15 protein-coding genes and 1 tRNA gene are annotated in these 14,781 nt (G+C 73.0%); 10 read left to right on the forward strand and 6 right to left on the reverse strand.

Going from position 1 to position 14,781, the window contains the following annotated elements; genetic code table 11:
- Positions 1-26: 26 nt before the first annotated feature.
- Both ACGFRG_RS22870 and ACGFRG_RS22875 read right to left on the reverse strand, forming a co-directional pair.
- A complete protein-coding gene (locus ACGFRG_RS22870; protein WP_393266549.1) occupies positions 27-344 on the reverse strand; it encodes an AzlD domain-containing protein in 318 nt (105 codons plus the stop codon).
- A complete protein-coding gene (locus ACGFRG_RS22875; protein ID WP_393266552.1) occupies positions 341-1,048 on the reverse strand; it encodes an AzlC family ABC transporter permease in 708 nt (235 codons plus the stop codon). Before ACGFRG_RS22875 ends, ACGFRG_RS22870 begins: the two co-directional genes overlap by 4 nt.
- Positions 1,049-1,117: 69 nt before the next feature.
- On the opposite strand from ACGFRG_RS22875, the gene ACGFRG_RS22880 reads away from it, so the two are divergent.
- Entirely contained in the window at positions 1,118-1,717 is a 600-nt protein-coding gene (locus tag ACGFRG_RS22880; RefSeq protein ID WP_393266555.1) for a CGNR zinc finger domain-containing protein, read from the forward strand.
- Positions 1,718-1,803: 86 nt separating this feature from the next.
- Here ACGFRG_RS22880 and ACGFRG_RS22885 read toward each other — a convergent pair whose 3' ends face one another.
- On the reverse strand, positions 1,804-4,476 hold the full coding sequence (locus tag ACGFRG_RS22885) for a TIM-barrel domain-containing protein (RefSeq protein ID WP_393266557.1): 2,673 nt from the start codon (positions 4,474-4,476) through the stop codon (positions 1,804-1,806).
- 485 nt (positions 4,477-4,961) lie between these two features.
- Here ACGFRG_RS22885 and ACGFRG_RS22890 point away from each other — a divergent pair, with 485 nt between their 5' ends.
- From ACGFRG_RS22890 to ACGFRG_RS22915, 6 genes are all read left to right on the forward strand, one after another.
- Positions 4,962-5,165: a hypothetical protein gene (locus tag ACGFRG_RS22890; RefSeq protein ID WP_393266560.1), complete on the forward strand. Its 204-nt coding sequence runs from the start codon at positions 4,962-4,964 to the stop codon at positions 5,163-5,165.
- A gap of 16 nt (positions 5,166-5,181) precedes the next feature.
- On the forward strand, positions 5,182-5,664 hold the full coding sequence (locus tag ACGFRG_RS22895; protein ID WP_393266563.1) for an ABC transporter permease: 483 nt from the start codon (positions 5,182-5,184) through the stop codon (positions 5,662-5,664).
- Complete coding sequence (locus ACGFRG_RS22900) at positions 5,664-6,383, forward strand: ABC transporter ATP-binding protein (RefSeq protein WP_393266565.1); 720 nt, start codon at positions 5,664-5,666, stop codon at positions 6,381-6,383. The genes ACGFRG_RS22895 and ACGFRG_RS22900 overlap by 1 nt, the downstream gene beginning before the upstream one ends.
- A gap of 116 nt (positions 6,384-6,499) precedes the next feature.
- A complete protein-coding gene (locus ACGFRG_RS22905) occupies positions 6,500-7,510 on the forward strand; it encodes an SPFH domain-containing protein (protein WP_361418965.1) in 1,011 nt (336 codons plus the stop codon).
- Positions 7,507-8,403 (forward strand): hypothetical protein, encoded by an 897-nt coding sequence (locus ACGFRG_RS22910; RefSeq protein WP_393266569.1) that lies wholly within the window; start codon positions 7,507-7,509, stop codon positions 8,401-8,403. The genes ACGFRG_RS22905 and ACGFRG_RS22910 overlap by 4 nt, the downstream gene beginning before the upstream one ends.
- Positions 8,404-8,713: 310 nt before the next feature.
- Positions 8,714-9,475, forward strand: coding sequence for a BTAD domain-containing putative transcriptional regulator (locus tag ACGFRG_RS22915; protein WP_393266572.1), 762 nt, complete (start codon positions 8,714-8,716; stop codon positions 9,473-9,475).
- A gap of 44 nt (positions 9,476-9,519) precedes the next feature.
- Here ACGFRG_RS22915 and ACGFRG_RS22920 read toward each other — a convergent pair whose 3' ends face one another.
- Positions 9,520-10,461: a DUF2156 domain-containing protein gene (locus tag ACGFRG_RS22920; protein ID WP_393266575.1), complete on the reverse strand. Its 942-nt coding sequence runs from the start codon at positions 10,459-10,461 to the stop codon at positions 9,520-9,522.
- An 86-nt stretch (positions 10,462-10,547) separates the two neighbouring features.
- Positions 10,548-11,309: a hypothetical protein gene (locus ACGFRG_RS22925; RefSeq protein WP_361418977.1), complete on the reverse strand. Its 762-nt coding sequence runs from the start codon at positions 11,307-11,309 to the stop codon at positions 10,548-10,550.
- A gap of 169 nt (positions 11,310-11,478) precedes the next feature.
- Here ACGFRG_RS22925 and ACGFRG_RS22930 point away from each other — a divergent pair.
- Together ACGFRG_RS22930 and ACGFRG_RS22935 are read left to right on the forward strand one after the other, a co-directional pair.
- Positions 11,479-11,573: transfer RNA gene (locus tag ACGFRG_RS22930), tRNA-OTHER, on the forward strand.
- Positions 11,574-11,610: 37 nt separating this feature from the next.
- Positions 11,611-12,522, forward strand: a complete 912-nt coding sequence (locus ACGFRG_RS22935) for a diacylglycerol kinase family protein (protein WP_361418981.1) — start codon at positions 11,611-11,613, stop codon at positions 12,520-12,522.
- On the opposite strand, the gene ACGFRG_RS22940 is transcribed toward ACGFRG_RS22935, so the two are convergent.
- A complete protein-coding gene (locus ACGFRG_RS22940; protein WP_361418984.1) occupies positions 12,474-13,835 on the reverse strand; it encodes an MFS transporter in 1,362 nt (453 codons plus the stop codon). The genes ACGFRG_RS22935 and ACGFRG_RS22940 overlap by 49 nt on opposite strands.
- Before the next feature lie 54 nt (positions 13,836-13,889).
- Here ACGFRG_RS22940 and ACGFRG_RS22945 point away from each other — a divergent pair, with 54 nt between their 5' ends.
- Positions 13,890-14,687, forward strand: a complete 798-nt coding sequence (locus ACGFRG_RS22945) for a helix-turn-helix transcriptional regulator (protein WP_361418987.1) — start codon at positions 13,890-13,892, stop codon at positions 14,685-14,687.
- Positions 14,688-14,781 lie beyond the last annotated feature (94 nt).

Below are 14,781 nucleotides of genomic sequence, written 5' to 3' on the forward strand. Positions count from 1 at the left end.
CGCGCGCCCGCCGGTACGCGTACGGCTCACCCCGTCACCTGCCGGAGCAGCGCCGTCGTCAGCACCGCGCCGATGAGCGCGAGCGGCAGCGGCGCCCGGTAGGCGCGCAGGCCGACCGCTGCCGCCAGACCCCCGAGGACCGTGGCGTCGACGTCACACCAGCCCGGGCCCGCCACCTCCACGACCACGAACCCGGCGAGCAGCGCGGGCGCGAGGAGGGCGAGCGCCGAGCGGGTGCGGGGCGGGAGTTCACGTCCGCCGAACAGGGCCGGGCCGACCGCCTTGAGCGCGAATCCGAGCACCGCGACCGCGCCGATCGCCGTCCAGACCGTTGTCGCCGTCATCGGACGGCCTCCTTGGTGGTGCGCAGGGCGAGCAGCGCGGCCGTCGCCGCGCCGATCAGGGACGGGCCGGTCGGCAGGACGAAGAGCAGCGACGCGGCGACGGCCCCGCCGAGGGCCGCGGGCAGCCGGCCCGCGCGGTCCCGGCGTACCTCGTCGAAGAGCAGCACCACGAACAGCGCGGGCGTGAGCACGTCGAGGCCGAGGGTGTGCAGGAGTTCGGGGTCGGGCGCCACGGCGACGCCGAGCGCGGTGCCGACCACCCAGGCGGGCCACTGGACGGCGGTCGCGCCCAGCAGGAACGGCCGGTCGAACCGGCCGCCGCCGAGATGCGCGGCCGCCCAGGAGCCGTCGACCACCGCCTGCCCCTCAAGGGCGCGGCGCAGCGGTCCGCCGCGCAGATCGCGGGCGACGGCTATCCCCATCGGCACGAACCGTACGTTGACGAGGGCCGCAGCGACCACGGCCGCGACCGCTCCCCCGCCCGCCCCGAGCGTCGCCGCCAGCGCGAACTGCGCGGAGCCCGAGAAGACGACGAGCGAGCACACGACGGGCGCGACCGGACCCCACCCCTGTGCCTGACTGATCGCCCCGAAGCTGATGGCCAGCAGGAACGCGGCCGCCGCGAGTCCGGTACCGGCCCTGAGCCCCGCGTGGAAGCGTTCGCGCGGTATCTCGCCGCCGTGGACGGGAAGTTCACTGTGCATGCGGGCACTCTAACAACTAAACAGCGTTTAGCTCGTTATGTTTTTTCGGACGCCGCCTAAGATGGAGCCGTGAGCGAGAAGCAGCCAACCGACACGCAGCCCTCCTTCGTCGGCGGCCACCCGGTCCTCGACTTCGCCAACACCATCGCCTGGCGCACCGACACGACCCGCCGCGTCGACCGGGTGCCCGGCGGCGCGGCCGACTGGCGGCGCTGGGCCGTCATGGCCGGACTGCTCGACCCGGCGCCGGACCACGCACTCCCTTCCACGGAACGGGAGTTGGCCGACCTGCTCGATCTGCGCGGCGCGCTCGAAGCCGTCCTGGACGCCTTCGCGGACGGGACGCCGCCGCCCGCCCCCGCCTGGGAGACGCTGCGCCGGGCGATCCTGCGGGCCCGGGAGGCGGCCGCCCTGCCGCGTGCGCTGCCGCTGCGGTGGGAGCCCGGCGCGCGCGGACTGACTGATCTGCGGCACGCCCTGGCCCTGCGCGCCGAGGAACTGCTCGGCGGCGACGGCCTGTCCCGGGTGCGCCGCTGCGCGGGACCCGGCTGCGGCTGGTTCTTCCTCGACCGCACGCGCGGCGGCACCCGCCGCTGGTGCAGCTCCGGCGACTGCGGCAACCGTGACCGCGCCCGCCGCCACTACGCCCGCACGCACCACCAGGCGTGACCGGGACGCAGTACGCAGTACGCGAAGGGGCCGCACCAGAGACATCCGGTGCGGCCCCTGCCGTGCGGCCGTACGACGTAGGCGGCTCAGCCGAGCGTGACCGTGAGGCCCCGGGCGGTGGAGACAGAAGCCGTCCTGACCTCCGTCACTCCCGTCGCCGCGTCGTACAACCAGCCCGAGCCGGCCGCCGCGAGCTCCTGCGCGGAGCCGTAGCGGTGCAGCCGGTCACCGTGCACGGCGACCGCGGCGGGGGCGGACTTGGTGTGGACCGTGAAGCGGTACGCGCGCGTGGCGGGCTTTCCGGTGTAACTGCCCACGCTGGGGCCGACGTTGATGACCGAGCCGCGTCCCGTCGCCCGCACCTCGACCCGCTGGGTGGCCGACGAGCCCTGGGCGAACTGCCGGGTCACCCCGTCGTCCTCGTACAGCGTGTACGCGGACTTCCCCGCCTGCGGGTAGATGTCGTAGTCCAGCTCGCCCTTGTCCCGGGTCTGCCAGGACACCGTGCCCTTGGGCCACATCGGCACGATCGACCCGCCCTTCACGAACAGCGGCAGGGTGTCGAGCGGCGCCTTGTAGCCGTCGAGGGTGGTCGGGCCCTGGTAGGTCTTCCCGGTCCAGTAGTCCGTCCAGCTGCCCTTGGGCAGATAGATCCCGTTCCGTACGTCGGTGTCGCTGTAGACCGGCGCGACCAGGAAGTCCGGGCCCGCCAGGAACTCGTACTTGGCGTTCGGGCCCAGCGCCTGCGGGTCGTCCGGGTACTCCAGGGAGAGCGGGCGGACCGCGCCGACGCCGGTCTTCGTGGCCTCCTTGGAGAGCCCGTACATGTACGGGATCAGCCGCTCCTTCAGCTGAAGGTACTTGCGGTTGATGGACGTGTACGGCTCGCCGTCCAGCCAGGGCTGCTGGTCGTGCGGCTTGTGGGTGGTGAGGTCGCTCGCCCAGCCGTCCATGGTCATGACCGTCGGCAGGAACGCCTTCCACTGGAGGTCGCGTGTGTACATCTTCGGGTCGTGGGCGAAGATGCTGCCGACGTCGCCGGTGTTGTAGGCGATGCCGGAGAGCGTGGCGCCCGCGTACGTCGGGATCTGCCAGCGGATGTAGTCCCAGCTGAGCTTCTGGTCGCCGCTCCACAGGACGCCGCAGCGCTGGGCGCCCGACCAGGAGACCGGCAGCCAGACGAAGCCGCGCGCGTCGCTGTTGTCCTCGATGCCCGCCTTGGCCTGGTCGCAGGCGTTCAGGGCGAAGCCGTAGCCGTTGCCGACCCAGGCGACGTCGAGCTTGGCGACCCGCTGGCCCGCCTTGACCTGCTCGGCGAGTTTGGTGAGGCCGTCCTGGGTCCACAGACCCAGCTGGGCGTTGTGCGCCGTCAGGCCCTTGCCGGTCTCGGCGAGGTTCTCATAGCCGCAGCCGTAGCCGTCGTTGACGAGCATCCAGCCGAGCGGCATCTGGTTCTGCGTATACCCGTCGGCGACCTTCAGCGCGTCCAGGGTGTGCCGCTCGCCCCGGTTGGCGTTGTGCAGATAGCAGTCGGAGTCGCCCGGTTCGAGCCCGTACACCGGCGGCATGAACGGCTTGCCGACCAGTGAGGTGTACTTGCCGATGACCGACTTCACGTCACCGGTGAAGTAGTAGGCGTCCAGCCGCCGTTCCTGCTGGCCGGTGCGGACGCGGGGGCCGAAGTCGTACACGCCGGGCGTGAAGGTGTTGCGGAAGACGCCGTAGCCCGCCGAGGAGATGTAGAACGGCTGGGAGTTGTTGTAACCGCCCTCGTTCCAGTTGGTGTTGTTGCCGACGTTCATCACCTGGTCGCGGTGCGCGAAGCTGCCGTTCTGCTCGCCGCCGCCGAAGAACTGCTCGTTCGCGCCCCGGGTCAGGCTCTGGCGCAGCCCGCCGGTGGTCCAGCGCAGCGGGTCGGCCTCCTGCCAGATCGCGGTGCGGTTGTCCGCCTTGTAGAGGGCGAACCGCAGGGGCTTCTTGTAGACGCGCAGCACGGTGTCCTTGGCGCGGATGCCGTAATAGGCGCCCGCGTCGAAGGACTTGGTGCGCGGGTTCGGCTTCGGCTGTTGGCGGATCATGTGGCTGTCGGGCGGGTCGGCGAGGACACCGTCGGGCGAGGCCCGCAACCTCAGCGTGTCATCGGCGAAGAAGTCCGCGCGGGCCTTGAGCGCGCCCGCCGCGATCTCGTACGTACCGTTCCCGCCGCCGAACGAGGTGAGGTTCCCGGCTTCGCTCGCCTCGGGCAGATACGCCTTGCCGGTGAAGGAGTTGTTGTGCACGTCGTAGGGGACGACGACCACGTGGTACGTGCCCGACGCCTTCGGGATCACGGTCGCCTCGGGGTCGGCGGTCCCGGCGCTCTCGGCGACCTTCTTGCCCGCCGAGTCGTAGATGTACAGGTCGAAGTCGTCGGTGGGCGTCTGCCACTGGATGGAGACGGGGACGCCGCCCTCCGGGTTGTCGTCCCACTCCCCGGCCGGCGGGTTGACGGTCAGGTCGAAGCGGTCGCAGACCGCGTTGGTGGGGTCCTCGGCGGCCGTGCCGCACTTGTCGGGCGAGCCGACCGTGCCCTTCGGGTAGACGGGGCTCTGCCAGGTGACGCTCTTGGCGGAGCCGTCGAGGGTGCCGGCGGGCGGGGTGGCGGTGGGTGCGCCCGGGGACGCCGAGGCGGCCGGGACGGTCAGGGCGGTGAGGGTGAGCGCGGCCGCCGCGAGCACGGCGGCGGCCACTCTCCCCTGGCGGTGTCGAAGATTCCGCAAGGAGTGTTCTCCGTTCGTACCGAGCTGCTTTTGAACAACTGATGGGCAGTGCATGCGCGTTCATGCTTGGAACGGTGGAGTTTCGAGCATCAAGATTCATGACGCGGCCGGTACATGTCAACGGCTTCGCAGATACCGGACGGGTAAAGCCGATGCGCCCGGCCGGTGCGGAACGGGGGCGTCGCGGGACGCGATCACGGCTTGCCCGCCACCGCCCCGGGCCTGCCGCCTGCGGATTCGCATAAACGCGCGCCCGTTTCGCGAGAACGCCCGCCGGGTTCGCAGGACTGCCACACAGCCTTAACCCCCGGCCGTTGACCGCCGATGTCCTGGTTGTCAGCATCGGCCCATGGCTCCCGCTCCCGTCCGCTTCCCCTGTCGCCCGGTCCTCGGCCGCCACTGACCACGGCCCGCTGACCGCAGTCCGCGGCCGACGACCGCACCCTGACGACCGCAGCCCCCGACGACCGACCGCCGAGGAAGCCATGCCACCCGTCTTCGACACCGCGCCCGCCCTGCGCCCGCCCCTCCCCGTCGCCCTGCCCTCGCCCCGCGAACCCCGGCGCCCCGACCGGGACGGCCCGACCGCCGTCCTCGGCGCCGTGCTGCGTGACGGCCCGCTCGCCCGCACCGCGCTCGCCCGCGCCACGGGGCTGAGCCCGGCCGCCGTCTCCCGCCACACCGCGTGAACTGCTCGACTCGACGATGCAGGTGCTGCGGGCGCTGCCGGTGCTCGGGCTGCTGCCCCTGGTCATCATCTGGTTCGGGGTCGGCGAGGCCCCGAAGATCGCCCTGGTCGCGTTCGGCACCGCGTTCCCGGTGTACGTGAACACGTACACCGCGATCCGTGGCGTGGACAACCGGCTGGTCGAGTCGGGGCGGACGGTCGGGCTCGGGCACTTCGGCCTGGTGCGGCACGTGATCCTGCCGGGCGCGGTGCCGGGGTTCCTGGTGGGCCTGCGGTTCGCGCTGACCGGCGCCTGGCTGATCATGATCGTCGCCGAGCGGCTGAACGCGACCGACGGCATCGGCTATCTGATGAACCAGGCCCAGAGCTGGTACCGCACGGACATCATCGTCCTCGGTCTGCTGATCTACGGAGTCCTCGGTCTTGCCGCCGACGGGATCGTGCGCCTGCTGGAGCGGCGGCTGCTGGTGTGGCGGCGCGGCTTCGAGGGAGGTGCCTGATGACGGTCGCGGCGGGCGAACGGCTCGCGGTCAGCGCGCGGCAGGTCACGCGCGCGTTCGACGGGCGCGAGGTGCTGTCGGGCATCGAACTCGACATCAGGCGGGGCGAGTTCGTGGCGCTGCTCGGCCGCAGCGGCTCGGGCAAGTCGACCCTGCTGCGTGCCATGGCGGGCCTCGACCCCCGGACCGGCGGGCGCCTGCTCGTCCCGCGCAAGCGGGCCGTGGTCCTCCAGGACCCGCGGCTTCAGCCGTGGAAGCGGGTCCTGGAGAACGTGGTCCTGGGGCTGCCCCGGGCGGGGGCGCGCGAGCGGGGCCGCGCGGCACTCGCGGAGGTCGGTCTGGCCGGGCACGAACGGGCCTGGCCCGCCACACTCTCCGGCGGCGAGGCGCAACGGGCGGCGCTGGCCAGGGCGTTGGTCCGGGAGCCCGAACTGCTGCTCCTGGACGAGCCGTTCGGCGCCCTGGACGCGCTGACGCGGCTGCGGATGCACGCTCTGCTGCGGGCGCTGTGCGCGGCGCACCGTCCGGCGGTGCTGCTCGTCACCCATGACGTGGACGAGGCGATCCTGCTGGCCGACCGGATCCTGGTGCTCACCGAAGGGCGCCTGGGACCGGCCAGGACGGCGGACCTCGCGGGCGTCCGCCGCCGCACCGACCCGGCGTTCGCGCGGCTGCGCGGCGAGCTGCTCGCGGAGCTGGGGGTGACGGAGGAGGAGTGAGGACGCCGGACGGCATACGGAACCCCCATGGACCCGGACCCCGGTTTTCGTCGTCTTGACGATATGCAGGCACTCCCAATATCGTCGGCATGACGAAAACAAGAGGGGGTCCTCCCATGGCCGACATCACCCGGCGCCTCGGCTGGCGCCATCTGCGCTCCGCGCCCACCGCCCACATCCGCCACCACAAGAGCGGCAAGCTGATCCACGACGGCACCGGACTGAGTTTCCGGTTCCGGCCGCTCACCGCCGCCATCTCCGAAGTGCCGGTCGACGACCGGGAGTTGGCGATGGCCTTCCACGCCCGTACGGCCGACTTCCAGGACGTCACCACGCAGGCGACCGTCACCTACCGGATCAGCGACCCGGCCGTCGCCGCCGCCCGGCTCGACTTCTCGGTCGACCCGGACAGCGGCGTCTGGCGCGGCGCCCCGCTGGAGCAGTTGTCGACGCTGCTCACCGAGACCGCGCAGCAGCACGCGCTCGACGTACTGGCCCGCACCTCGCTGGCGGCGGCCCTGGTCGACGGGGTCGCCTCGGTGCGCGAGCGGATCGCGGCCGGTCTCGCGGCCGAGCCCCGGCTGCCCGCCACCGGCATCGAGGTGGTGGCGGTGCGGGTCGTCGCCATCCGGCCGGAGCCCGAGGTGGAGCGCGCGCTGCGCACCCCGGCCCGCGAGCAGATCCAGCAGGAGGCCGACCGGGCGACGTACGAGCGGCGGGCCGTGGCCGTCGAGCGGGAGCGGGCCATCGCCGAGAACGAGCTGGCCAGTCAGATCGAACTGGCCCGGCGCGAGGAGCAGTTGGTCGAGCAGCGCGGCACCAACGCCCGCCGCGAGGCCGAGGAGAACGCGGCCGCCGACGGCGTACGCGCCGAGGCCGAGGCGGCCCGCACGGTCCGGCTCGCCCAGGCCCAGGCGAAGGCGGACCGCGAGCGGGGCGAGGCGCGGGCCCAGGCGCAGGCCGCCTGGCTGCGGGTGCACGGCGAGGCCGACCCGGCGACCCTCAACGCGCTCACCACGGCCAGGCTCGCCGAGAACCTGCCCCGCATCGACAGCCTCACCGTCTCCCCCGACGTCCTCACCGGCCTGCTCGCCAAGCTGGGCCGCGCGGACGGGGAGCCGAGGTGAGCCTCGCGCCGCGCGCGGTCCTGGTCCACCGCACCACGGAGTACGAGGAGTTGCTGGCCCGGCACGGCACCCACGGCCAGGCCGCGTTCTTCCTCTCCTCGCGCGGGCGCTCCATCGACGAGGTGGCCGAGCGCCACCACCGCGCCCACCGGGCGCTCGCCGAGGTCGCGGCGGCCGTGCCGCTGAAGTGGCGTCAGTCGCGGGTGGAGCGGACGGATCTGGACCGGTTCCTGTTCGCCCCCGAGGACGTGGTCGTCGTGGTCGGGCAGGACGGTCTGGTCGCCAACGCCGCCAAGTACCTGCGCGGGCAGCCCGTGGTGGGCATCGACACGGACCCGGGCCGCAACCCCGGCGTCCTGGTCCGCCACCGCCCCGGCGACGCGGCGAAGCTGCTGGACGCGGCGCTCTCCTCGTCCGGCGCCGACGAGCTCACCATGGTGGAGGCGGTCGCGGACGACACCCAGCGGCTGCTCGCCCTCAACGAGATCTATCTGGGCCCGCCCGGCCACCAGACCGCCCGCTACCGCCTGGGCCCCGACGACCAGGCCGCCGCCTCCGAGCCGCAGGCGTCCTCCGGCCTGCTCGTCGGGACCGGCACGGGCGCCACGGGCTGGCTGCGCTCACTGTGGCAGCAGCGCGGCAGCGGTCTCGCGCTGCCGGGACCCGCCGACCCCCGTCTCATCTGGTTCGTACGGGAGGCATGGCCCTCCCCCACGACCGGAACATCTTTGGTGGAAGGGGCACTTGAGGGGTCCGAGCGGCTGCGGGTCACCGTCGAGTCGGACCGGCTCGTCGCCTTCGGGGACGGAATGGAGGCGGATTCCCTGGAGTTGACGTGGGGTCAGACGATTCGGGTGGGCCGCTCGGACACGGCGCTGCGCCTGATCGGCTGAGCTGTGCGAAGGCCGCGGAGTACGCCGCGCGAAGCCCGCGGAGTGCGACGCGCGCGTACCGGCGTGAGCCCTCTCACACCGCTGTGACGGACAATCAATTTCGTTGACCCTGTACGAAGCGACAAATACGCTTCATTCATGTTCGTCACGGGGTAAGATCGCCGCTCCTCACGAGCGGCGGGGAAATGATCGCCACATCGCGTCACACGGCGGTCCATCGTCTGAATCGCTCTCCACCGGCGCCGCCGGAACAACCCGTCAAGCGTCGGCGGAGTCCTACGATTCCTGCACGAAGCACGGGGGAAGCACGTTGAAAGTTCGTCTGCTCGGATCACTGGAAATCACCGACGGCCACCTCACGTTCCGGATTCCCGGCGAGAAGCTGCGCGCGATCGTGGCCGCGCTGGCCCTTTCGCCGGGCCGGCCCGTCTCACGTCACGATCTCATCGACGAGCTGTGGGGCGAGGACCTGCCCCGCAACGCCGAGAACTCGCTCCAGGGCCATGTCGCCCGGCTGCGCCGCATCATCGAGTCCCGCACCGGCCGCGACGGGCCGCGCGGGATCGTCCAGACGTCCAGCTTCGGCTATGCGCTGGCGCTGCCCGAACGGGACGTCGACGCCTCGCAGTTCACGGCGCTGGTGCGGCAGGCCACCGCGGCGCACCGCGCCTCGCCCGAGCGGGTGGTCCGCCTGCTCACCGAGGCGCTGGCCCTGTGGCGCGGCCCGGCACTCCTCGACACCGGCCAGGGCATGATCAGCAGGCTGGCCTACACCCGGCTCACCGAGGTCCGGCTGACGGCGTACGAGCACCTCTTCGACGCCGAACTCGACCTGGGGCTCCACCGCGAGGTGATCACCGAACTCCAGCAGCTGCACGCGCAGTACCCGCTGCGCGAACGGTTCTGCGAGCAGCTGATCACCGCGCTCTACCGGTCGGGGCGGCAGGCCGAGGCCCTGGACGCCTACCACCGCACCCGCCAGCGGCTCTCGCACAGCCTCGGCCTGGAACCGGGCGACGCGCTGCGTGCCCGGTTCCAGGACATCCTGCGCCGGGAGCCCGCCACCCTCTGAGCCGAGCCCACCACACGCTCAACCACGGGTCGCCCCGGCTTCGGTCAGGGCGACCTGGTCAGCCGCAGCAGCTGCCGGACCGCCCCGGCGCTGACCCGGCCGTGGCAGGCCAGATAGCCGGGCTGTACCAGATGCGGATCCCAGATCCGCTGGTAGGCGTGGTGTGCGGCGGTCGGGTACAGCCGCTCACCGCGCTCGGCGAGCAGCCGCAGCGCCCGTGCCGTGGCCGGATGCGCGGGCCCCACCTCGTACTGGGCGCCGAGTCCGGCCAACGGGGTGAAGCCCAGGTGCAGCCACTGCCGGTCCTCCTCGGCGAAGGCCAGCACGGCGGCCAGGTTGACCGCCTCCAGCACGCCCTGCGGCGCGCCCGGCGCCCGGCGGGCGAGGTGGTGCAGCAGGCCGGGGCGGGTGCCGAAGACCGGTGCGTACGCGATGTACGCGACTACCTCGTCGCCGATCCGCCCGGCGAACACGCGCAGTTCGGGCCGGCTCTCGGTCATGGCGCCGATCTCGTCCGCTGCGGCGGCGATGTCCTCGTACGCCACCTCCGCCACTTCGAGACCCGCGAGCCTCGCCTGTGACACGGCGAGGCGCAGCTCGGCGAGGCGGTCACCGCCGAGGCGGAATTCCGGCAGGTAGACCGAATAGGACGAGCCCGCCTGGTTCACGGTGAACCCACAGCGGGCGAAGAGTTCGGCCTCGGGGCGGCGCAGCCGGGTGGCGATGACCTTGCGGCGAAGCTCCCCGGCATATTCCACGAAGGCGCGGAGAAGCATTTCCTGATCTTCGTCCGGCGCTGTCACTCCCCCGATCTGGTGCAGATAGCCGCCGACAGCCCGATAGGGAACCACTCCCCGCGCCCCCGTCACGGTGAAGTACTCGTTTCCCTCGCTGAACCCGAGAAACGCGCTCGGGTTCTCGCCGCATTCGCGTAATGCCGTCATGGTCGTGTCGCCGCGGTCGACGGCGAGTGTGCGGACGCTCATGGACACTCCCCCCTGTTGTCATGAGCGTCGCAGCCACGGATCTCAAAGCCCTGACATGCCCGTCTCAGTCCCGTCTCAGCCCGGTGTCAGCCGCTCGCGGGATTCTGCGGAGCGAGGTGTTCCGCGAGGGTGCGCACCACCGCCGCGGCGGCCACCGCATGGCCCCGGCTGTTGAGGCAGCCGGGCTGCGGGCCCCACAGGGTGCGCGGGTCGCCGGTCTCCTTCTGCTTCATCAGGTCGATGTGCAGGGCGCCATGACGGAGTGTCACTATCATCAGGCGCTCCACCAGCAGACGCTGACGGGAGCGCACCCGGTCCCGCTGGGCCGCCGGCACCTGACCGGAGGCGGACCAGTCGAAGGGGCTGACCACCACCGTGTCACGGCAGCCCGTCTCCTTCAACGAGGCGACGATTCGGCTGAGTTCGGTCTCCAGCACATCGGCGTCGAACCCGCGCGCCCGTACGTCGGGACCGCCGCAGACGATCAGGGCGAGGTCGGCCCGGAAGGCGAGGGCCTGCGCCAGCTGACGGGAGCGCACCTCGGCCAGCACGAGTTCGCGTCGCGCGTGCACCAGCAGGCAGGCGAGTCCGGGGCGGGCCTCGCGCAGCGCCCGCGCCACCCGGTCGGGCCAGACGCGGGGCCGGTAGCCGGGGGTGACGGCGGCCCGGGGCAGTCGGCCCTCCTGTCCGCTGAGCACGACCGCCCGCCGCCAGGGGAGGCCGCCGAGCAGGGCCAGGGCCTCGCCCGGCCGCAGACAGCGCGGATCGTCGTCCTCCATCGTCCGGACCGGCCTTTCGCTCGCCCCCGCGCTGCCGTCGTAGTCACCCGTGACCGGAACGTCAACCACCGCTCGCCGATGGGCAGTTGCCCGGGGAACGGATCGGGCCACCGCGCTCCGGCGCGCCCCAGTGGCACCGGCGGACACTGCCGGCGCGCTTGGATAAGACGCACGTCTCAGTGACGTCTCAGTGGGGTCTCAGCGACCGCCGCGAGGATCCATCCGTACGACGATACGGGGAGAGGTACCCGAAGAGGTCCAACGGGGGTTCCGGACGTGGTCCGGACCGGGCGAGCACGGCCCGCGCAGGTTCGAATCCTGTCCTCTCCGCCACAGCACAGTTTCGCCGAGCGCGCCGAGGTGTCCGCCGATGCGTCCATCCCCCCAGTCCGTTCTGGTGGTGGTCAATCCAGCCGCGGGAACGCACACGCGGGAGATGGCGCACGAGGTCGCGCGGCGGATCGCGGGGGCCGGTACGCCGGTCGAGCTGGCTGTGACCGAGCGGCCGGGCCATGCCCGCCGGCTCGCCCGCGCGGCGGGCGGAGCGGGCGGCCCGGCCGTGCTGGTGTCGGTCGGCGGCGACGGCACCGCCCACGAGATCATGACCGGACTGCTCGCCGGGGCGGCCGAGCGCCGCGCCGCCCTGCTCGTCCTCCCCGGCGGCGCCGCCAACTCCTTCTACCGCGAGCTCTGGTCCGACCGCCCCTGGCCCGCGGCCCTCGACGCCGCCCTGTCCGCGCCGCGCATACGCCGGGTCGATGTGGCCAGGATCGCCGAGACCGGTGAACTGGCCCTGCTCGGCGCCTCGTCGGGGCTGGCCGCGCAGGCGCTCACCAGCGTGTTCGACAGGGGCGGGGCGCGTCGGGGGCGCTATGAGACGTCGGTGGCACGGACGATGATCGCGTTCCGGCCGTACGCGGGCCGCGTCAGCGTCGACGGCGTCGTCGTCCAGTCCGGGGCGACCGTCTCGGTGCTTGTGGGCGGCGGACGCCGACGCGGCGGGCAGTTCATGCCGCTGCCGTGCTCGGTGCTTGACGACGGGCTGCTCGACATCTGCGTCACCGGCGCCGAACTCCCGCTGCGGGAGATGCTGCGCCTGGTCCGCGACGGCAGCCATGTCGGCCACGACGGGGTGGTGTACGCGCGCGGGCGCCGGGTGGTGGTGGAGCGCACGGACGGCCAGCCGCTGTTCTTCGAGCACGACGGCGATCTGTTGTACACCGGAGCGGCGCGCTACACGCTGGACGTGGTACCGCGCGCGCTGCCGGTGCTCACGCCGTAGCCGTAGCCGTCGGCCGTCTCCCCCTCTGTCCCAGCGGCGTCCGCCGGTTCCGGCAGCGTCCGTGCCAGCCACCACGCCAGCGCGCACAGCACGGTGAGCGGGGCGAGCGCCGCCCCCAGGCCGACCGCCTCACCGAGTGCGCCGATCCCCGGGCTCGCGAGGCCGCCGACGCTGACCGCGAGCCCGAGCGTGACCCCGGCCGCCGTGCCGACGCGGCTCGGCAGGAAGTCCTGACCCAGCGTCACCTGGAGCGAGAAGGGCACGTACAGCAGGGCCGCCGTGAGCGCGGCGAAGACGAACAGACCCGGACCGGGCACCAGCACCACGCCCGCGACGGCGGGGACGGACGCGGCGTACGCGACCCGAACCGTACGCACCCGCCCCCACCGCGCGGCCAGCCGGCCGCCCGCCACCGTGCCCACGGCACCGCCCGCGTACAGGGTGAACAGCGCGGCCGACCCGGTCGCGGGACCCCCGCCGACGCGCTCCTGCGCGTACAGCCCGATGAAGGCGCTCAGGCCGACGTACACGATCGAGCGGCACACCACGATCGCCGAAAGGCGAAGGAACGCGGGCCAGTTGTCGCTCTTCGCGGACCGCGCGGCGGCGGCGCGGCCCTCGGCCGCGTGCCGTGCGAGGCGGCGGACGGCCGGCGCCGTCAGCAGCACCCCGGCCACCGAGGGCGCCACCAGCCACGGGGTCGCCCCGAGACCGCCGGCCGAGAGCAGCGGGCCGACGGCGAGCGGCGCGAGCGCGAAGCCTATGGTGCCGCCCAGCGAGTACCACCCCATCGCGACATGGCTGCCCCGCGCGGCGACGCGGGCGAGCCGGGCGGACTCCGGGTGGTAGGCGGCGACCCCGATGCCGGAGAGGGCGACGGCGAGCCAGGTGAGTACGTACGAGTCGCCCGGCCCGGCGAGCGCGATGCCGACGCCCGCGCAGAGGCTGCTGACCGGGATCAGCCAGGGCATCGTCCAGCGGTCGGTGAGCACACCGAACAGGGGCTGTACGACGGAGGAGAGAAGGGTCGCGGCGAGGACGATGCCGGAGGCCGCCGGGTAGCCGTACGCGCGGTCGGCCACCAGGAACGGGACGAGCGCGGGCACGGCGCCCTGGTAGAAGTCGACGGTGGCGTGGCCGAGGGCGAGCACGACGGTCGCGGGCGGCTTCCGGGCGACGGCGGGAGGCGACTCGGCGGACGGGGTCGCGGGCGACGAGACGGCGGACGGCGGGTCGGCAGACGGTGAGTCGGCAAACGGTGGATTGGCAGGTGGCGGGGTGGCCGACGGCGAGGGCTCGGATGGCGGGGTCATCCACCGATCATCGAAGCGCCGCCCCCTGGCGGGCTTCCGATAAAGTGCCAAGCTGTGCCGAACATCCGCCACGGTCCGCCGCACTTCCCCACCACCACCAGGTTTCTCACGCCCGGCGCGGGCGTAGCGCCGCACCGCCACGAGGTGCACCAGATCGTCTACGCGGGCCGGGGCGTGCTCTCGGTGACCACGGACGCGGGGAGCTGGGTCGCCCCGGCCACCCGGGCGATCTGGGTGCCCGCCGGGACCCCGCACGAGCACCGGGCGTACGGCGAGACCGACCTGCACACCGTCGGCGTCCCCATCGACCGGCGTCCGCCCGGCTTCGACCGGCCCGCCGTGCTCGCCGTCGGTGCGCTGCTGCGCGAGCTGATCATCGCGTACAGCGCACCCGGGCCGACGGACACGCCCGAGGCCCGGCGGATGCTCGCGGTGCTGCTCGACCAACTGCGCCGGGCGCCCGAGCAGCCGCTGCATCTGCCGACGGCCCGCGATCCGCGCCTCGCGGCGGTCTGCGCGATCCTGCGGGACGACCCGGCCGACGCCCGCCCGCTCGCCGAGCTCGGGGCCACGGCGGGCGCGAGCGCGCGCACGCTCACCCGGCTCTTCCGCGCCGAACTGGGGATGACGTTCCCGCAGTGGCGCACCCAACTGCGCCTGCACCACGCCCTGGTGCTGCTCGCCGACGACGCCTCGGTCACCTCGGTCGCCCAGCGGTGCGGCTGGTCGTCGACGAGCGCGTTCATCGACGTCTTCCGCCGCGCGTTCGGCCACACCCCGGGCGCCGCCCGCACAACGGAACCCGGGAGCGCGTACCGCACGGGTTTACCCCGTGACCCATCGCGGGGTTGACGCCGTGCCGCCCGGTCGGGGGCACCATGTCGTAGGTGAACGGCCCACGGGACCGGGGGCCACGGGGGTGCCCCCGGTCCCACCGAGGGTCACC

Origin of the sequence: Streptomyces sp. NPDC048696, assembly GCF_043198895.1 — a bacterium.
GTDB lineage: Bacteria > Actinomycetota > Actinomycetes > Streptomycetales > Streptomycetaceae > Streptomyces.